This is a genomic window from Bacillus sp. AFS031507, from assembly GCF_002584635.1.
Classification (GTDB): Bacteria; Bacillota; Bacilli; order Bacillales; family Cytobacillaceae; genus Neobacillus.
This window is the reverse complement of sequence record NZ_NUOW01000008.1, coordinates 17,014-36,211: the sequence shown is the minus strand read 5'-3', so window position 1 is coordinate 36,211 and position 19,198 is coordinate 17,014. Positions and strand designations below refer to the sequence as shown.

The 19,198-nt window shown below is 39.4% G+C and carries 16 protein-coding genes; 8 read left to right on the top strand and 8 right to left on the bottom strand.

The features are described from left to right. Positions 1-324: 324 nt before the first annotated feature. From COE25_RS10165 to COE25_RS10155, 3 genes are read right to left on the bottom strand one after another with little or no spacing between them, the layout of a single operon-like run. A complete protein-coding gene (locus COE25_RS10165; protein WP_098932556.1) occupies positions 325-1,671 on the bottom strand; it encodes an MFS transporter in 1,347 nt (448 codons plus the stop codon). Positions 1,672-1,717: 46 nt separating this feature from the next. After that, positions 1,718-3,247: an FGGY-family carbohydrate kinase gene (locus COE25_RS10160; RefSeq protein WP_088090039.1), complete on the bottom strand. Its 1,530-nt coding sequence runs from the start codon at positions 3,245-3,247 to the stop codon at positions 1,718-1,720. A gap of 31 nt (positions 3,248-3,278) precedes the next feature. Beyond that, positions 3,279-4,055: an SDR family oxidoreductase gene (locus tag COE25_RS10155; RefSeq protein ID WP_098932555.1), complete on the bottom strand. Its 777-nt coding sequence runs from the start codon at positions 4,053-4,055 to the stop codon at positions 3,279-3,281. 215 nt (positions 4,056-4,270) lie between these two features. Here COE25_RS10155 and COE25_RS10150 point away from each other — a divergent pair, with 215 nt between their 5' ends. After that, positions 4,271-5,395 (top strand): ROK family transcriptional regulator, encoded by a 1,125-nt coding sequence (locus COE25_RS10150; protein WP_098932554.1) that lies wholly within the window; start codon positions 4,271-4,273, stop codon positions 5,393-5,395. A gap of 838 nt (positions 5,396-6,233) precedes the next feature. On the opposite strand, the gene COE25_RS10145 is transcribed toward COE25_RS10150, so the two are convergent. Further along, positions 6,234-7,076, bottom strand: a complete 843-nt coding sequence (locus tag COE25_RS10145) for a MerR family transcriptional regulator (protein ID WP_218964323.1) — start codon at positions 7,074-7,076, stop codon at positions 6,234-6,236. Positions 7,077-7,196: 120 nt separating this feature from the next. Between COE25_RS10145 and COE25_RS10140 the strand changes: the two genes are divergently transcribed. From COE25_RS10140 to COE25_RS32515, 6 genes are all read left to right on the top strand, one after another. Next, positions 7,197-8,585, top strand: coding sequence for an APC family permease (locus tag COE25_RS10140; RefSeq protein WP_098932553.1), 1,389 nt, complete (start codon positions 7,197-7,199; stop codon positions 8,583-8,585). A 27-nt stretch (positions 8,586-8,612) separates the two neighbouring features. Then, positions 8,613-10,085: an aldehyde dehydrogenase family protein gene (locus COE25_RS10135; protein WP_098932552.1), complete on the top strand. Its 1,473-nt coding sequence runs from the start codon at positions 8,613-8,615 to the stop codon at positions 10,083-10,085. A gap of 56 nt (positions 10,086-10,141) precedes the next feature. Continuing rightward, entirely contained in the window at positions 10,142-11,326 is a 1,185-nt protein-coding gene (locus COE25_RS10130; protein ID WP_098932551.1) for an iron-containing alcohol dehydrogenase, read from the top strand. A 115-nt stretch (positions 11,327-11,441) separates the two neighbouring features. Continuing rightward, positions 11,442-12,440 (top strand): agmatinase, encoded by a 999-nt coding sequence (speB, locus tag COE25_RS10125; protein ID WP_098932550.1) that lies wholly within the window; start codon positions 11,442-11,444, stop codon positions 12,438-12,440. 818 nt (positions 12,441-13,258) lie between these two features. Then, positions 13,259-14,254 (top strand): MFS transporter, encoded by a 996-nt coding sequence (locus COE25_RS10120; protein WP_257208762.1) that lies wholly within the window; start codon positions 13,259-13,261, stop codon positions 14,252-14,254. 5 nt (positions 14,255-14,259) lie between these two features. Then, a complete protein-coding gene (locus tag COE25_RS32515) occupies positions 14,260-14,562 on the top strand; it encodes an MFS transporter (RefSeq protein ID WP_257208761.1) in 303 nt (100 codons plus the stop codon). Between the two features lie 220 nt (positions 14,563-14,782). Here the strand turns inward: COE25_RS32515 and COE25_RS10115 are convergent, their stop codons facing one another. The 4 genes from COE25_RS10115 to COE25_RS10100 all read right to left on the bottom strand — a co-directional run bounded on the left by COE25_RS10115 (position 14,783) and on the right by COE25_RS10100 (position 17,008). Further along, positions 14,783-15,934, bottom strand: a complete 1,152-nt coding sequence (locus tag COE25_RS10115; protein ID WP_098932549.1) for an asparaginase — start codon at positions 15,932-15,934, stop codon at positions 14,783-14,785. Between the two features lie 387 nt (positions 15,935-16,321). Continuing rightward, complete coding sequence (locus COE25_RS10110) at positions 16,322-16,465, bottom strand: YvrJ family protein (RefSeq protein WP_066248207.1); 144 nt, start codon at positions 16,463-16,465, stop codon at positions 16,322-16,324. Positions 16,466-16,533: 68 nt separating this feature from the next. After that, the gene (locus tag COE25_RS10105; protein WP_098932548.1) at positions 16,534-16,752 is read right to left on the bottom strand and encodes a DUF2922 domain-containing protein; all 219 of its coding nucleotides are present in this window, start codon (positions 16,750-16,752) and stop codon (positions 16,534-16,536) included. Positions 16,753-16,789: 37 nt separating this feature from the next. Further along, on the bottom strand, positions 16,790-17,008 hold the full coding sequence (locus tag COE25_RS10100; RefSeq protein WP_098932547.1) for a DUF1659 domain-containing protein: 219 nt from the start codon (positions 17,006-17,008) through the stop codon (positions 16,790-16,792). 1,444 nt (positions 17,009-18,452) lie between these two features. On the opposite strand from COE25_RS10100, the gene COE25_RS10090 reads away from it, so the two are divergent. Further along, positions 18,453-19,175 carry an amino acid ABC transporter ATP-binding protein gene (locus tag COE25_RS10090; RefSeq protein ID WP_098932545.1) on the top strand — a complete coding sequence of 241 codons (723 nt, stop codon included), beginning with the start codon at positions 18,453-18,455 and terminating at the stop codon, positions 19,173-19,175. Positions 19,176-19,198: the final 23 nt, after the last annotated feature.

The following is a 19,198-nucleotide window of genomic DNA, read 5'->3' as shown; positions in this document are numbered from 1 at the left end:
GACGTTGCCAGGCATATTAAGGACAACCTGAAAAGGTTGTCTTTTTGTTATGCGTTGGAAATTATATTGTGTTCGAGGATTAGCAATTTATGAGAATGTAAGTGATAGGTGGTCGCTCTGGAAGGTTCACAGTGCCCGTGAAGGGGGAAAAATCCATTCAAGTGCAATTTGTTGAGGACAGCTGCTGATGAGAGAATGTAAGACATGGATACTATTTCTAGTAGCAGTTCCCGAAACTTACTATAGGTACCATACCCATGTCTCACAAATACATTCATGATCTTTTCGTTTTATTCCTCTTGTATACTTAATGAATACGCTTTATTAAAGGTTTACAACATTTTGGTTTACCAATGCACGTCGCCGTTCGAGTTCTACATCCATCGCCGCTCGTTTATCATCAAGTTTATAGAAAAACATCGTAATTCCAATCAGTACACAAATGGCCATTGGGACCCAGATAAAGCAGATTTCAATATAGTTTAAAGCGGTTGCAGTTTGTTTTGCATTTGGAACATAACCGCCCAATTTCAGGATAACTCCTACAAGTGCACTTCCAAGGCCCAAGCTTACTTTTACAAAAAATCCTTGGAAAGCGGCAATCATCCCAGCAATGCTTCGATTGTTTTTGTACTCTGAATAATCAATAACATCTGGCTGAATCGCAAATGTGGTGCCGAAGATGCCATAAATCCCAAGCCCAGTAATCGCCAAACCGGCAATCAGTAAGACAGGTGAGGTCTTTCCAAAATAAATCACAAAATCTCCAACCATATAAATGACTGTACTTATAAGCAATACATTTTTCTTGGGCATCTTCTTTTGAAGCCAAGGTAAAAGCAGCAGCATTGGCAGACCAGAGAGAATACCGAATAGTCCTACAAACGTCAGCCAATCCGTATGGCCCAAATTATACGTGAAATAGTAGATCACGGTTGTATTTCTAATGACAAAAAGACCAAAATAGAGAAAGTTCAAGATAAAGAAAATAACGGCAGGGCCAGTCAATCCTTTAAAATCCTGTTTAAAAGAAGATTTTCCAGGTTGGACGGTTGGCGGAACCACCTCTTTTGTATTCATAAAGGTAAACACAAATACGATCACCGCCGCGATGCCATAAACGGTCATCGTAATGAAATAACCTTTTTGGTTATCTCCTTGACCGAAGAAATTGACCATCGGCGTCGTAATCGACATAACTAAAGCGGTTCCAATTAACGCACAAATCATTCTAGTCGATACTAACCAGTTTCGCTCATGGTTATCTGAGGTTAACCTTGGTACAATCGTATTTAAAGGGATATTGACCACCGTATAAGCAATATTCAACAAACAATAAGTGATATAAGCCCATAAAATTTTTCCTGACATACTGAAATCAGGAACAATAAAGGTCATGACCGTAAAGACAGCAAACGGAATCGCTCCGATCAGGAAGTAGGGTCTTCCTTGCCCCCACCTAGTACGAGTCCGATCCACCAATAATCCCATACCCGTATCGGCAAAAGCATCAATGACTTTGGTTACTAACATTAAAGTACCAGCTACGGTTGCGGTTATTCCAAAGACATCCGTATAAAAAAACAGCAGGTAAGACGCCATTGTACTAAATACGAGGTTGCAGGCGAAGTCGCCCGCCCCATATCCAATTCTTTTTTTCCATATATTCATTTCTATCACATATCCTTTTTTTTAATTGGTAAAGCATATGCTCAAATCATGTTGTAGACAGTCTTGTCAACGTTTTCATATCAGACTTTAAATTTTGATAGATAGATTTATAAACATGGTAATAGTCATTATATTTCCTATGATTCTCTTTATTTGGCATAATCTTCTCATCGAGAACCTGCCATTTCTTCACATCTTCATAAGAGAGGAGACCCGTACCAATTCCAGCCAGCATGACATCTCCCATATTTGCTTCTACATCATGAATCGGGCAGACAACTGGATAGCCTGTGACATCGGCAAAGATTTGTCTCCACAATTTTGACTTTGTGACACCACCTGCAAGCAAGATATATTCTCCAAGATCTTCTCCGGTCGCTTCGATTGCATCTCGTAAAGAGAACGCAACCGCTTCCAGAAATGCGCGATAAATATGAGCTTTTGTATGTGCCAATGAAAGTCCCACGATGGTACCTTTTGCATCGGAATCCCAAATTGGACTTCTCTCTCCCATAAAGTAAGGAAGGACAATCAAACCTTCGCTTCCAACCGGAATGTTAGCTGCCTGTCCATTTAACACATCATAGGCATTTTTCCCGCCAGCTTTTTCTACTTTCAATTCATATTGACACATCGTTTGACGGAACCATTTCACTATGGCTCCAGCTGTAGCTCCACCTGCAAAATAATAAGAAAGTCTTTTGGCATCATATAAATAGGGCCAAACAATCAAATCTTTTCCTTTCACTGGTTTATCGGAAATGAAGGCTGCACACATCGAAGTTCCAATTGCGGCTGCATAAATACCAGATTCAAAAACACCGAGGCCGATATTGGCAGCACCGCAGTCAATACCACTGGCGATCACTGGCATTCCTTCAGAAAGTCCCAACTCAACTGCGGCTTCTTTTGTCAATCCACCCACAATATCGGTTGATTCCACGATTTTTTCTGGCATCATCGAAAGAGGAATTCCCATCGCATCCATCATGCCATTTGACCAGGTTCTGTTATTCATATCAAAAATTCCGCCGATATTTCCAGCAGAAGAATAATCAATGGCAATTTCTCCGGTCAGTTTATAAATGACATAATCATTTGGTGGGAGAAAGAGCTTGGTTTTCTTCCAGTTTTCCGGTTCATGATTTTTCATCCATAACATTTTGGTATAGCCATAATAAGGGTCGGCTCCATTATGGGTAATTTCGAGAAGTTTTTCTTCCCCGATATGATCTATTATCCACTTTGTTTCCGCTTCTGCTCTTCGATCCATCCATATCATGCACGGCCTAACAGGTTCCATTTTTTCGTCCAATGGAATTCCTGAACCTCCATATAGACCGCTAATGGCGATACCACGTATTTTCTCCGCTGGAATTCCAGCCTTTTGTACCGTGTTTTTAATCGAGGTTTTCGCTGCATCAAGCCAAACCTCTGGCCATTGCTCTGCCCATAAAGGCTTTGGGGTCAATACATCGTATTCCTGTAAATCTTGAGCAATCAGATTGCCTTCTGTGTCCATTAGGATGGTTTTGGTACCGGATGTTCCGATATCTGTACCGAGTAGATAGTTCATAGATAGTCCTCCTAAAGAATCTATTAGTCTATTAAATGCAAGTGAAAGCTCCATCGATGACAAAGTCAGATCCCGTCGTAAAGCTGCTAGTGTCTCCTGCTAGATAAACACAGATGGACTGAAGTTCTTCTGGTCGACCCATTCGGTGAAGCGGTGCCATTTCATTCCACTGTTCGATCAACGGCTGTAAGCTTGGAGAATTTAATGTAAGTTCTGTTCCAATATATCCAGGACTGATACAATTTACGCGCACATTTCTTGTTGCCCATTCCACTGCCAGAGATTTTGTCAACTGGATCACTCCTGCTTTAGAAGCATTGTAGGAGCACTGTGGTTGTGGCACATTCACAATATGTCCAGACATAGAAGCAGTATTAATAATTGAACCGCCACCTTGTTTTAACATGACTTTTCCAGCTGCTTGGGCCGTTAGAAATACACCGGTAAGATTAATATCGATGACTTTTCTCCACTGTTTAAAGGTCATTTCCTCTGCTGGTACGTTCATGCAGATTCCTGCATTACAGAAGGCAACATCTAAACGTCCAAATACTTCTAGTATGGTTTCAATCATAGCATCAACATCTGCTGGGTTAGTGACATCTGCCTTGATGGCAATCGACTTGATTCCATTATTTTCTTCAAGTTCCTTCGCTGTCTTTGTGGCTTCCTCGATATCCAAGTCCACAATTGCTATATCTGCTCCTGCTTCAGCGAAAGCAGTTGCAACGCTTTTACCAATACCCCTTGCACCACCTGTTACAAAAATTTTCTTTCCGTCCAGTCTCATTTTTTCAATAATCCCCATTTTTCCCATTCCCTTTTAGTTAATTTATTTTATAAAATGCTTTTATAAAATACATTTACATAATAAAACTATTTTCCCCGATAGTCAATAATTATAAAATTTAAAATTAGCAGACACCTTTGACAAAGCTGTGAATGTATCCGCTCTTATGATATATTTATAAGAGTTAAAGTAAATGTTTTTATAAAATTAGTTTATAAAATGGGGTATTTTCCATGGACAATAGCATCACGTTTAAAGATATAAAAAAAGGCAATTACTCATCGATCTACCATCTCATTTATCAATATGAGAAGCTTTCAAAACAAGAAGTTGCCAATCAGCTTCATTTGAGTTTACCGACGGTCACCCAGAACCTCGTTCGCTTGGAAAAAGAAAAATTGATTGAGAAGAGCGGGCAGTTTGAATCTTCGGTGGGAAGGCGTGCAGCTGCTTATGCCATTTGCCCTCAGGCTAGGATCAGCATTGGGGTAGAGATTCAGAAGGGGACTGTACAGATTCTGGCCATTGATTTGCGTGGGCATGCCTTTCAACAAGAGAGACTGGCGATGGAGTATTCTAATGAAGATGGTTATTACAAAGAGGTAAGCCAAGCTGTACAGTCTTTCATCTCCTCTCTCGATGTGAAAGAAGAGCAGGTTCTTGGGATTGGTTTTGCTGTCCAAGGATTAACGTCGAATGACGGAAAGAAAATCACTTATGGAAAAATATTGATCTCTACAGGATTAGATATTGAGGTTTTTGCACAGTATCTCCCTTATCCCTGTATGTTTTTACATGATGCCAAGTGTGCCGCTACAACAGAGCTATGGGTAAGAAATGATATTGGAGATGCTGTCTATCTCTCGATTGGGCCGCACCTTGGGGGTGCTATTATCATAGATGGTCAAATTTATATGGGAAAAGAAGGACATAGTGGAACGATAGAACATATGACAATTAATCCTGATGGTCCTTCTTGTTACTGCGGAAACAAAGGATGCATGGAAACGTATAGCTCTGTTAATGCGCTTCTAGAAGAAGATGAATCATTAGATTTTTTCTTCCAACAGGTACGTTCTAGAATCCCTTCTTATGTTGAGAGGTGGAATTGCTTTTTAGATAATTTAGCATTTTCAATCAACAATATACATCTTGTCCTTAACAGAGAATTTATTATCGGTGGACATATATCTCCATACTTAAAGGAAGAAGATATTGAAATTCTTCATGAAAAAGTTAATAAAAAAACAGCATTTCCAAATAATGAACCATTTATTCATATTAGCCGTTCACCTGCTAATGGCGTACCTATAGGTGCTGCCATACCGTTTATTCAATCATTTTTGAATGAGATTTAATAATGTAAATTTTTCATAAACTTGGTGTCCAAAGCTAATTTTGTTTACAGCCGGAATTTTGTCGACAAACAGTTCTATATATACGATGAGAATAATCACGTCTTTGCTGAAACACAGGATTTTGATAACCTTCTATATTTATTCTGTTAACTAGTTTTACTAGAGGACACTCAGTAAAAAGCCACATATTTGAATGGGGAGAAATCCTAATTCAGCTGCCCACCTGGGTTCCCTTTTTCAAAAAGGCTTTGTTGGAGACAGCTATCGACAGTCTTTTCAGGTATTTTAAGTGATAAATCCAGTCATGACGGATGCTGAGGCAAGTTTTAACCAATCGTTTGTGTAGTAGGGAAAAGACGGGAAATTAATAGAATTATGTATGTTTATTTGAATCCTATCTGATTTTGTGGAAAGTTGAGATATTTCCTGCGGAATTTACTTCCGTTTCTCGACAATTTTCATTCTTGCCTGGCAGGAGAGGCTCTTATAAATCAATACTTGTAGATTTTTTAACTAAACGTTTGAGTAGTATAGCTTAAATAGAAATTAATCGAACGGCTGTCGATTAGTGACAAAAGTGGTTTGGACCGTTTCTTTCCCCAATTTTAAGACCATTTTTCAACAATTTATTTATGCCTTGGGGAAGGCTGATTCATATTTATCAAGGAGTGCAGCCATTCTAATCAAACGATTGATTGAAAGGGAAACTTGAGGGAAATGGGCGAGGTTTGTTTCATTTGTATCTATCAGGTGGTATGGTTAAATTAAAATATGTGAACAAAAGGAGGGCCATTGGCCCTCCTTTGTCTATTGCATAATTTGAATTGTCCCCCCGTCCCTAAATTTGAACTGGAACTTGAATTTCGAATGTAATCTCATTTGGTTTATCTGTGATTGTAATATCGACGTGCATAATTTGCAGCGCATCGCCGGTTATGTGATATCCGGTTTCATCAAGATATTCCAATATCTTACTCAAACTTTCGCTTCGATTCCATAATAATTCCCCGTTATAACGAATACACGCAAATAACCCAGCAGGAACCGTCATTTGACACTGTTTTGGTATTTTTTCTTTATTTTTTGCCACTACAAAAATAATGGATGGTTCTTCAAATCGTTTCGCTCTAAGATCCGCTTCCTGGATGATAATGCCTAGTCTATTACTAGCCAGAATTGGTGTCTTCTCGGTGAGCATATTCTCTAACCTTATAACACCATAACTGAGTTCCAAATTATTATTTATTTTTTCATTTAAGGTAATTAACTTCCTTCTTCCTATTTCGCGGAAAAACACCGATTGAAGTTCTTTTTCTTTCGCTACATGCTCCAAGTATCCAATTTTCCCCCGAATATTTTCCTCCAAGTCATGTAACTCGTTCAGTTTTGACACAAGTTCCGTATGTTTGGTTTTCAGAATATCCAAGGACTTATTAAAATTACGTTCATTAAAATAATCCTTTATTTCATCCGTACTCATCCCAAGTTGCCGCAACTCTTTAATGGTCCCTAAAACTTCATATTGAAAAATAGAATAGTAGCGATACCCCGAATCGGGATCGACATATTGAGGTTTGAATAGGTCAATCCGATCATAGTGGCGTAAAGTCTCCGTTGTTACCCCTCTTAACCTAGCCATTTCTCCAATGGTTAATTTTTCCTTTATTTTCAGTGAAATCACCCCCCCTAAAAAATATAATACACCTATTGACCTTTGTGTAACAATAAGGTTTACAATAAAAATACGAAATGTTCTAAATAATCTAGGAATTAAATTTATTAACACGGAGGGAGTTGAGTTATGAAACAGAAAGCGCTTGCAAGAACACTTACTTTGTCACAGGTTGTTTTTTTAGGGATTGCATGGAATAACCCCATGGTGTTTTTTAATACCTATGGAATTGCTGCCGTTACCTCAAGAGGTGTTATTACGACTGCATACATTATTGCTTTTCTAGCAATACTTTTTACAGCTCTCAGCTATGGTAAGATGGCGAAAGCCTACCCGATCTCAGGTTCAGCCTATTCCTTTACGCAAAAATCTATTAATTCTGAGGTTGGGTTCATTGTCGGTTGGACGATTATGCTTGATTATATATTAACCCCTATGGTTACCTGCTTGATGTCCACTGTCTTTTTAAGTGCTGTATTTCCTGGAATCCCGCATTATGTGTGGGTAATTGTGTTGACTGCAAGCATCGTATCTCCGAGCATACTAGGTGTGGAGATCTCAGCAATAATGAGTAAAATTTTTGTTATTGCTCAAGTCATTTTTGTTTGCCTTTTCTGGATATTATCCTTCAAAAGTTTATCAGAAGGAGTAGGGGCGGGTAGTCTTTTCTCAATTAAGCCATTGTTTGATGCAGATGTTTCCTTGTCCGTTATCTTGGCAGGTGCTACCATTCTTTGCTTTAGTTTTCTTGGTTTTGACTCACTCACCACTTTATCAGAGGAAACAATCAATCCCGAAAAAACGATCCCAAGAGCGATTATTATCATGCTATTGTTTATCGGAGTTTTGTATATTGGCTCTTCTTACTTAGCACAATTGGTGCATCCGGGCATTTCATTCAAACATGCTGATTCTGCAGCACTTGAAATTGCAATGCTTATCGGAGGAAACTTATTTAAGTCCGTTTTTATTACAGCAGTGATTATTGGTAATTTCTCTTCAGGGATCGCTTCAATCACAAGCGCATCGCGAGTGTTATATGCGATGGGACGAGATTCCGTATTACCCAAAAATATATTTGGATACATTCATCCTAAATTTAAAACACCGTCACTTGGCATCCTTGTGATTGGCGTAGTTTCTTTACTCGCAATTCCATTAACCCTAGAACAAGTTATTAAGTTTATCAATTTTGGAGCGTTAATTGCCTTTACATCTGTAAATCTGTCTGTTATCGCCCATTATTTTATCAAAAATCATAAGCGTTCTTTTATGGATTGCATTCGGTACCTATTATTACCACTCATTGGGGCAGCGTTTACGACATGGTTATGGTCACATTTAGAAAGGGATGCGTTGATTCTAGGGGGCATCTGGATGGCATGCGGCTTGATTTATCTTGTCTATATGACGAAAGGGTTCCGCCAACCACTTCCTGAGTTTCATTTTGATAAAGAATTGATTCCACAAAATGTACAAGACATTGATCGAGAGGTTATCCCTCAACAGGTAAGGTAAAAAATAATATATTGGAGGTTTGTAATTATGCTGAAGTTGAAAATGTTTATTAATGGTGAATGGATGGATTCATTAAGTGGAGAAAGAAGTTATGTTGTGAATCCTGCAAACGGTAAAAATATGGCTGAAGCTCCGAAAGGAAGTAGAGAAGAAGCCCAAATGGCGATTAATACTGCACGAACAGCTTTTGACTCCGGAATTTGGTCAGACTTACCGGCATCTGAACGTGCAACCTACTTATTTAAAATAGCGGATAAGATTGAAGAAAAGGCAGACGAGCTTAGCAAACTTGAAACTGAGAATACGGGAAAACCCCTTAAAGAATCAGAGTTTGATATTGCTGATACCGTGAATTGTTTCCGTTACTATGCTGGGTTAGTGACAAAGCCAAATGGTCAAACGTATTCTGTTTCCGATCCTGTACAAGCCATGGTTATTCGGGAACCTGTCGGTGTATGCGGACTTATCGCTCCATGGAATTTTCCATTGTTGACGGGAGCTTGGAAAATAGCCCCTGCGCTTGCGGCGGGAAATACGCTTATATTTAAACCAGCTGAAATCACTCCTGTCACCACTTACAAATTATTTGAGATCATGGAAGAAGTGGGGATACCAGCTGGTGTTGTAAATCTAGTTTTAGGAGGTGGTTCAACAGTAGGAAATGAATTAGCGGAAAGCCAAAAGGTGGATCTGATTTCTTTTACAGGTAGTACAGCAACGGGTAGAAGCATCATGAATTCAGCAACAGGAAATATTAAAAACCTTTCACTCGAACTAGGCGGCAAGTCGCCAAATATTGTTTTCGCTGACGCAGATTTTGAGACAGCCATCGATTATGCTTTGAATGGAATTTTTACCAATGCCGGTCAAGTATGTAATGCGGGATCCCGTTTACTGTTAGAAGAGAGCATTCATGATAAATTCATTGCTAGATTGGTAGAAAGAGCAAAAAAGATTCAAGTTGGCCCTGGAGATGATTCGACAACAGAAATGGGTCCGCTTGTAAGTGAAGACCATATGAAGAATATCCTTGAATATATTCAAATTGGCTTAGACGAAGGGGCTACATTAGCTTGCGGTGGCAACCGTATCACAAGCAACGGGCTTGAAAATGGTTATTTCTTTGAACCAACAATATTTATTGACACCAAACCTGACATGAGAATTGTTCAGGAAGAGATTTTTGGACCAGTTCTTGTCGTTCAAAAGTTTAAAGATGAAGCGGAAGCAATCCAGCTGGCAAATGATACTTCATACGGACTTGCAGCAGGTGTTTTTTCACAAGATGGCGCCAAAGCTTTGAGGGTTATTAAAAAAGTAAGAGCCGGAATTACTTATGTTAATGCTTATAACCTCGCCTATAATGAAGCACCGTGGGGAGGTTACAAGCAGAGCGGGATTGGCCGCGGGTTAGGAACCTTTGGCTTTGATACGTTTACTGAGGTAAAACAAATCAATATTAATTTAGATGTTAAGCCAACTGAATGGTTTAGCAATTAATTAACAATATAAATATTAAATTCAAAATATTTGATAAATAAAGGAGGAAATTAATTATGTTATGGGATTTTCATTTTAATCTGCCTACTTCTATAGAGTTTGGGAATGGGAAAGTAAAGAATATTGGGAAAAGGGCTAAAGAATTAGGTGGAAATAAAGCCCTCATTATTACAGATAAAGGACTTGCACAAACAGGAATTTTGGAAAAAATCACACAGTCTTTAGATCAAGAAGGTGTCAATTATATTGTTTATGATGAAATATCACCTAATCCAAAAGATGTAGATTGCGAGAGTGCTTATCAACAGTTTAAAAACGAGAACATCGATCTCTTAATTGGTCTTGGCGGCGGAAGTTCAATGGATACAGCCAAAGCAATTGGGACACTTTTGACACATGGAGGAGAGCTAAGAGAACGTTACGGCGTAAATTTACTAGAACGAGAAATTCCTCCACTAATTTGTATTCCAACAACTTCAGGTACCGGTAGTGAAGTGACAAGAGGTTCTGTCATTACCGATACCGTGACGAAACAGAAGGAGGCGATACTAGATTTGAAAATCGCTCCTAAACTGGCACTTGTCGATCCTGAATTGACGTTAACATTGCCGAAATCGATTACAGCTGCTACAGGAATGGATGCACTTACACATGCAATTGAAGCTTATACCTGCAAAGTTGCTCAACCACTTTCAGATGCTTTGGGACTATATGCCATTGAATTAATAGCCAAATACCTTCCATTAGCAGTAGAAAATGGGCATGATTTAGAGGCTAGGAAAAATATGCTTTTGGGCAGTTTAGTTGCAGGTATCGCCTTTGATAACACGGATCTTGGGGCTGTACATGCGATGGCCGAACCACTTGGAGGACTCTATGATACTCCACATGGAGTGGCGAATTCTATTTTTCTTCCACATGTATTTGAATTTAATATTCCTTCAAATCCAGAAAAGCACGCCAAGGTAGCAATCAAGCTTGGGGCAAATCCTGAAGGAAAAACAATTGAAGAAACGGCGTACGAAGGTGTTGTGCTGTTAAAAGAGCTGGCAAATAAAATCGGGATTCCTAGCTTCCGAGATTTAGGCAATGTAAATCCCGAAGACTTCCCTTTTCTAGCGGAAGGAGCCTTTAAACATTTGTGTACTCAGGCGAATTCAAGAGATCTGACAAAAGAAGACTATCTGAACTTATTTCAAAAGACTTATGAGGTGAAAACCACAACTTTAATTGAAAATTAATTGTATAAAAAGTATAGAAGTAAAATTTAAAATCCTTAGTTAAGAACTGGCCCACCGGCAGAAAACCTTGCATTAGGAAAAAGCGAGGATGAAAATCTAGAAGGAGGCAGCATGAATGTCTAATCGTGATGAAAAACAGTTTTTAAATTTACCTTTTACAGGCATTTGTACTTTTGGAAAATACCCAATATGTGCGAACCTGAACCAGCTTGACGCAGATGTGGCGGTCATTGGGGTGCCTAATGACATGGGTACACAATGGAAATCAGGAGCAAGAATGGGCCCTAGAGGAATCCGCGAAGGCTCTACATTATATAGTTTCGGTCTTGATGGTGCTTATGATCTTGAAAACGATATTATGTACCTTGGGCCTGAATGGAAAGTCGTCGACTGCGGTGATGTAGACATGGTACACGGAGATATTATGCAGTGCCATGAGAATACAGAAGAAGCAATCCGAAAAATTATTTCCAAAGGTGCTATGCCGGTTGTATTAGGCGGCGATCATTCCATCACAGCAGCAGTCGGAAAAGGACTAGAAGACATAGGTCCGTTTCATGTGATTCAAATTGATGCCCATTTAGACTGGGCGGATCATCGCTCGGGAATGCGGTATGGTCACGGAAATTGCATGCGCCGCTTATCTGAGCTGGATTATGTTCAAAAAATATTTCAGTTTGGCATTCGCGGGATTAGCAGCAGCAAAATAGAAGACGTCGAAGCAGCAAGAGCGTATGGCAGCGTGATCCTATCACCTCGTCAGATGAGAAAGAAGGGACTTAAGGAAGTGCTGGAGCTAATTCCCGCGGGCGAAAAATATTATGTAACGATTGATATTGACGGAATCGATCCGTCAATTGCGCCTGGAACAGGTACACCTTCTCCAGGCGGCCTCCTCTATGATGAGGTTAATGAATTGCTTGAAGGAATTTCCAAAAGGGGAGAAGTCATCGGTTTTGATTTAGTAGAAGTTGCCCCGCCATATGATCCAACGGGCATGACCGGACAAGTAGCAGCCCGTATTGTACTAGACTTACTCAGCTATGTATTAAAGGAAAAGGAGAAAAAGGGGAATAACAAATACGGAAAAGAAAAAGAAGAAATGCTTTCTTAACTGGGATTGGTTCCTACGGGAGGAATAAATGTGTTAGTAAAAAGAGAGGTACGCAAAAAGCGTTCCTCTCCTTATTTATTTTAATATGCAAAATTCAGCTTACGGAAATTCGTAGGCTTTTTTCATGTGATAAAACAATATTTTAGTCAGTGATTTCTTTTCTGATAGCCAATCATTGTGAATTCTGCTCTAATTCTTCGATATTGCCAGATTTTCAACCCCGGAAGGGGTGTTAGTTCGTTATTCCTCATTTTTAATAACCTTCTATATTGATTCTGTTAACTGGGTTTACTAGAGAACATTCAGTAACAAGCCGCATATTTGAATGGGGGGAAATCCTAATTCAGCGGCCCACCTGGGTTCCTTTTTAAAAAAGGAATAATTGGAGACAGCTATCGACATTCTTTTCAGGTATTTGAAGCGATAAGTCCAGTCATGGTAGATACTGAGGCGAGTTTTAACCAATCGTTTGTGTAATAGGGAAAGGACGGGCAATTAATAGAATTTTGTAGGTTTAATAGAAACCTATCCGATTTTGTGGGAAATTGTGATATTTCCTGCGAAATTAACAAACGGTTCTCGACAATCTTCCGCCCCTTAGCCGGGAAAACCCATATAGGTCAGTACTTGCAGCTGTTTCAACCAAACGTTTGATTAGTATAACCCATTTGGTATTTAGTCGAATGGCTGCATATTTGTGTGCAAAACTCCCGATTGTCCCCGAAAAGAACCTTTTCTGTGGAGTCATTATTTTTTGCGAACGGTTGCATTAACCGGTTGACAGAGGGATGGAGTGGTGCTAAAAGTGGATGAGAAAAATGAATAATAAAGCGACGAAGGTTCGTTATGGTGTTGTATTTATGTTGTTCATAACGGTTATTGTAAACTATATGGACCGTAGCAATATTTCCATAGCCGCTCCTTTTATAACAAAGGAATTAGGAATAGACTCCGTCACAATGGGCTTAATTTTCTCTGCTTTTGGCTGGACCTATTGTGCCCTGCAAATTCCTGGCGGCTGGGTTTTAGATAAGTTAGGAAACCGAAACACTCACGCTATTGGTATTGCAGGATTTTCTATTATGACTTTATTGCAAGGGTTTGCAAGCGGTTTCTCTGGAATGTTTTTATTACGTGTAGGTTTGGGTGTGTTTGAAGCCCCTGCTTTTCCAACAAACAGTAAGGTAGCGGCTAACTGGTTTCCAGAAAATGAACGAGCTAGAGCGATTTCCATTTACACTTCTGGTCAATTTATTGGACTAGCCTTTTTAACACCAACCCTTATCTTCCTACAGCAATCCTTTGGCTGGCGGGGATTGTTCATCATTGCCGGTATCTTTGGTCTTGCTTGGTCAGTTCTTTGGTATATTTTCTATCGCGATCCAAATAAAAGTAAAAAGGTCAATCAAGCGGAACTTGACTATATCCGAGAAGGAGACGGATTTATTGAAGCGTCAGAAAAGGGAGAAAAGGTTAAAATTGGAGCAAAGGATTTCCGTATAATTTTGAGTAGTAGAAAATTGTGGGGCATTTTTATTGGACAATTTGCAGTGAGTTCCACACTTTGGTTCTTTTTGACATGGTTTCCTACCTATCTAGTGGAATATAGAGGATTAAGTTTTATTAAAACAGGATTTTTATCGTCATTGCCGTTTCTCACTGCCTTCGTGGGTGTTTTATCAGCCGGTTTTCTTTCTGATTTCCTTGTGAAAAAGGTGTTTCGAAAGATAAAGCAAGAAAAGCACCAATTATCACTGGTTTATTATTGTCAACCTCAATTATCGGTGCGAATTATGTTGATAGTCCTGGATTAATCGTGATGTTTATGTCTATTGCCTTTTTTGGTAACGGTTTCGCATCCATCACTTGGGTTTTCGTTTCACTTCTAGCTCCAAAACGATTAATTGGAATTGCTGGAGGGGTATTTAACTTCATCGGTGGTACGGCCTCTATCATTATTCCAATTGTTATTGGATTCTTGGTAAAAGGCGGTAACTTTGCCCCTGCACTAACCTTCATTGCGTGTGTAACCCTAACGGGAGCATTGTCTTACATCTTCCTAGTTGGCAAAGTTGAACGTGTAAAAGAACCAATAGATCAATTGGGAAAAGTCGCTTCTTAAATTAGCATACCTGTCACACCCTAGTTTTTTCGGAAATTGCTAAAGATAAAAAACTAACAATTAATAATAATTAAAATAATTAAACATTTTAAATAACAAAGCAAACTAAAAAAGGAGAAGAGAAATCATCCTCAGACAATTTCTCTTCTCCTTTTGTTGTGTAGAGTTCTACAACTTGATTATTCAATTGAATTTGTATCGTATCAATTTCCCTCCTGCCTTAGTATTCGTTGAAATACTCTTGGATCTTCTTAGAGTCTTCGGTTTTGGTGAGTGCCAACATCAACAGAATACGAGCTTTTTGAGGGTTAATGTTGCCAGAATTGACGAAGTGGTTGTCTACGTCAATTTGTTCGTGAGTAACCATGCCTACTGGTACACGGGTGTCACGAACAACGACAACACCATTCTTCACAGCATCCTGCAGACCCGGAAGCGTTTTTTCATGGATAGAACCGTTACCAGTACCAGCGTGGATAATTCCCTTCGCACCGGCAGCAACCGTAGCGTCAACTATTACACGGTCATCATTGGCATGTGAATAAACAATATCAACACGATGTAGATTGTCTTCAGTGATCTTGCGAATGTCAAACTCGGACTCAGTGGTGTGCTTTTTAATTGGCAGGTTATAGAAATAGGGATTACCGCCTTGTATAATGCCGAGGGAGCCGAGCTCCGGATTATTGAAAGCATCAACGTCGGTGGTATTAGTTTTAAATGTGTCGCGAGCACTTCCAATCTTGTCATTCAGGGTGATCAGGACGCCCTTGCCGCGAGCTTCTTTGGAACCAGCAAGTGCTACAGCGTTGTATAGGTTCAACGGGCCGTCAGCAGAGATTGACGTAGAGGGGCGCATTGAACCAACCATGACGATCGGTTTGTCAGAATGAACAGTCAGGTTGAGAAAGTAAGCCGTTTCCTCCATTGTGTCGGTACCGTGGGTGATGACAACACCGTCACACTTTGGATCATCCAATTCCTTTTGGACTTCCTTCGCCAGTTTGACCATTATGGCATTAGTGTTAGACGTACCAGAATCAATGCGTGATACCTGCTCAGTGGAAAGGTTAGCAATATCTTTTATCGTAGGAATTGCTTCTATTAGTTGATTTGGGGTTAGGACGCCAGCCTGATAGCCGGTTGTTTGGGTAGAAGTAGAACCAGTTCCTGCGATGGTGCCACCCGTTGCCAGAATTTTAATGTTAGGTAATTTTTTCTCAACAGGATTGGTTGTATTAGATGTTGTAATCTGTTTAGCTTCAACAGGATGCGATGCACCAGTGTAACTTGAAGAGATGGTGATAATCCCGGTTGACATTAATGCTAGTGTGGTGAGAGCAACTTTTTTCTTTGTAGTTAGTTTCTTCATTAGAAATTCCTCCATATAATGTGTGATTGGCAAAAATTAAAGTGAAACTTCCATCAGTGGGATCTTACTGCCCGTTAATTCGGGATAAATCTTATTAAGCGCTTTCATATTTGTTCTAAAAAAGGATAATTTTAATTTATAATAAGAACTACTAAAAACTACAAAAACTCACAAAAAAATGAAAATTAAAAAAATGATTGTTTTAATACCAGTTAGTTCTTTGGGTTCTGATGCAAAAACTTGAAGACAATTGCAAGTAAGATTCCACTGTCACGCCCCGAAATTTGTCTAAGATTGATAGGCTTTTAGATTGTGGAAAGTGAAAGATTAAAAACAAAAAACCACCTTGGATCTACTTAATAGTAGAGGCTAGGTGGTTTCTCTTTTTTAGGTACGCTCCCTCATCCGCTCAGGAAGTGTCTGTATCGATTGGACGACCAAATCAAGCTTTGCTTCAATCCGGTAAAGCAAATAGAGCGTAACAACGATGGGGAATCCCACTTGGCTGATGATCGGAATCAACTGCTCCACTTTTCTCCTCTCCTTCCATTATTGATAAAAAGAGGCTGGTTCATCATGAATCCGGCCTCTTTTCCTTATTAAGCAATCACGTAATCCGTCACATTGCGGTCGATCACTCTTGCTCCTTTTGCAGCTACAAACTTGCCACTGCTAGTGGTGAAAACCTCAGATGCAATAATCTGCGCCATCGATAATTTTACGACTTCTTCATCGATTGGCTCTTTTGGGTTATCAACGGAAAGGCTTGCCGTCTTTCCAAATTCCGTGGTAAATTGCAATTCCAATGTTTTTGCCATTTTTTTCACCTCCCATCACTTAGTTTTTACTAGACTATTAACCTACAATTGCGATGCTATCATTCCGCTCCACTTTGTTTAGCGTGTCATTGCATAGAACAGCAACTGCTAGTGCAGCTTGCGATAATTGATCCGCAGTAGCTGCCTTGGTGACATTGCTAAACGTTTTCGCTTTGAGGATGGGATTTCCCTCGTCATCCATGCCCGCTTCAAATACGATGCGAAGCTTCGTTACTTCTAATAACGCTAGTGCCATTGTCTCTCACCACCTTTCACCTTCTATATAGAAAAAAGTCGGCAAAAAGGACAGGGGAGGAAGAAGAGAATTTTAAATAAATTGAAAAAAGCCCTGGAGGATAGCGTCTCTCAGGGCAATTTAATAGAGTTTTCGAGATTTCGTGGACGATCCGCAAATAAAAGCAGTGGCAAATAAAAGCAGTGAATCCGCAAATAAAAGCCAAATTTGCATAAATAAAGCTAACTTTTAGGCGGAGGAGGGAGCCCGGAGGGGGGGAATTAGTTCAATGAGCAGCTTATCAGCGAATTATTGAAGGATATCAGCGAACTGGACCATTTTATCAGCGGAAAACCGACTTTTATCAGCGGAAATCCCACTTTTATCAGCGAAACTAGCATTTTATCAGCCAATGAATCTTCGAAGCTGCAAAGTAAAAACCCATTATTGAGTTATATTAATCTGAAGTTTGAGAGGATTTCTCATGGAGGGCTAGTTTAAATGATATTTTGTGTAAAATTACACTTCAATAGTTGCGCATTTATGATTTATTAAACGATTTGACCCTTTAATGGGCGAATTTTTGAGTTTTATGAGCGAATCTTCGAGTTTTATGGGCGGGTTTTGGGCTTTAATGAGCGAATTTAACCATTTAATGAGCGAATTTAGAAACAATAGCTTAATAGTAAGAAACTAAATCTCCATGCCTGTCACGCCCCGAACTTGTGGACAGAACTAATCTCATTTGGACCATGAGAACCGTTCCTGTTGTGTGTGATTTAACTTGTTTTCAAGTGAATCCAAATACAAAAAGCGAAGCCTATTTTAAGGCCTCGTTAAAGACGATGGCTAGTGGTAGTCTATATGAATCATGGAATAAACAGATGTTTTAGAAACCTAAAAAAGTATAAAGAGAAGAGTTAATAACTGAACTACTATCGTGTATGGTCCAATGGTCATCATGGAACCATTCAATCTTAATATTGTTTGTGAAATATCTAAGACCTTTAGCGCTATTAGGTCCAACACTTAGAAAGACCATCATCTGGAGAGCTGGAATTCCTTGCAGCGAAACAAAAAAATTTTATTCGCGGAGCTTGTGGCAATAAATAGAGTAATGGATTATGCGCTTGGATTACTAGAACCCAAGCGCTGTTTGTTCTATTGTTACTGTATATGACCGTCTCCAAAGAACCCCCTAAAAACCAATTGGAAATAATTGATTTATTCATCTATTTTATGGATAATTATAATTATCAGAATATTATTTTAGTAGAAGGGAGAATTGAAAAAGAGAACACCAGAAAATAACAAACATTTAATATTAAACATTTTTGTATCCGCTTGCAATTTATATACAATTTGAAATTTTCTAAATTTATTATTATAATAGAGTGATATTCTATTATTTAAGCGCTTTCATCAGTTTGAATACGTTTTTAATTATAGAAAAGGGGGGGTCTTGTTGATTCAGGTAAAGCAATTATACAAGTCATTTGATTCATTGGAGGTGCTGAAGGGAATCGATTTGTCGGTTCAGCAGAAGGAAGTGGTGGTATTGGTGGGAGCCAGCGGTTCAGGAAAGAGTACATTGCTGCGCTGCATTAACTTCCTTGAAGTTTATGATAAAGGAGAGGTATGGATAAACAACGAACAGATCGATCCGGGGAAAACGGATTTAAATCGCGTACGTGCAGAAGTTGGGATGGTCTTTCAACATTTCAATCTCTTCCCACATAAAACAGTGCTGGAGAATATCATCGAAGCCCCGATGCATGTAAAAAGAGAAAGTAAGGAGGATGCGAAGAAAGCGGCCTATAGTCTTCTGGAGAAGGTGGGATTAGGCGATAAGGCCAATACATATCCGAATTTATTGTCCGGGGGACAGAAGCAGCGGCTTGCCATCGCTCGTGCGCTTGCCATGAAACCCAATGTGATGCTTTTTGATGAGCCAACCTCTGCGCTTGATCCAGAATTGGTAGGGGAAGTTTTGCAGGTCATGAAAGAACTGGCCAATGAAGGGATGACTATGGTAATAGTTACCCACGAGATGGGATTTGCCCGGGAAGTAGCGGATCGTGTTGTCTTTATGGGAGATGGACAGATTCTTGAACAGGGGGCACCTAAGACGTTTTTTGAAAATCCGCAGCATGAAAAAGCAAAGCAATTTCTTAACAGTATTCTATAGCCAATGATAAGGGGGAAGAAAAA

Coding starts and splice junctions, on each gene's coding strand:
- COE25_RS10150 (WP_098932554.1), top strand. CDS start 4,271: ATGGACAATAGCATCACGTTTAAAGATATAAAAAAAGGCAATTACTCA.
- COE25_RS32515 (WP_257208761.1), top strand. CDS start 14,260: ATGTTTATGTCTATTGCCTTTTTTGGTAACGGTTTCGCATCCATCACT.
- COE25_RS10120 (WP_257208762.1), top strand. CDS start 13,259: ATGAATAATAAAGCGACGAAGGTTCGTTATGGTGTTGTATTTATGTTG.
- COE25_RS10105 (WP_098932548.1), bottom strand. CDS start 16,752: ATGGCAAAAACATTGGAATTGCAATTTACCACGGAATTTGGAAAGACG.
- COE25_RS10130 (WP_098932551.1), top strand. CDS start 10,142: ATGTTATGGGATTTTCATTTTAATCTGCCTACTTCTATAGAGTTTGGG.
- COE25_RS10165 (WP_098932556.1), bottom strand. CDS start 1,671: ATGAATATATGGAAAAAAAGAATTGGATATGGGGCGGGCGACTTCGCC.
- COE25_RS10140 (WP_098932553.1), top strand. CDS start 7,197: ATGAAACAGAAAGCGCTTGCAAGAACACTTACTTTGTCACAGGTTGTT.
- COE25_RS10160 (WP_088090039.1), bottom strand. CDS start 3,247: ATGAACTATCTACTCGGTACAGATATCGGAACATCCGGTACCAAAACC.
- speB (WP_098932550.1), top strand. CDS start 11,442: ATGTCTAATCGTGATGAAAAACAGTTTTTAAATTTACCTTTTACAGGC.
- COE25_RS10135 (WP_098932552.1), top strand. CDS start 8,613: ATGCTGAAGTTGAAAATGTTTATTAATGGTGAATGGATGGATTCATTA.
- COE25_RS10100 (WP_098932547.1), bottom strand. CDS start 17,008: ATGGCACTAGCGTTATTAGAAGTAACGAAGCTTCGCATCGTATTTGAA.
- COE25_RS10155 (WP_098932555.1), bottom strand. CDS start 4,055: ATGGGGATTATTGAAAAAATGAGACTGGACGGAAAGAAAATTTTTGTA.
- COE25_RS10115 (WP_098932549.1), bottom strand. CDS start 15,934: ATGAAGAAACTAACTACAAAGAAAAAAGTTGCTCTCACCACACTAGCA.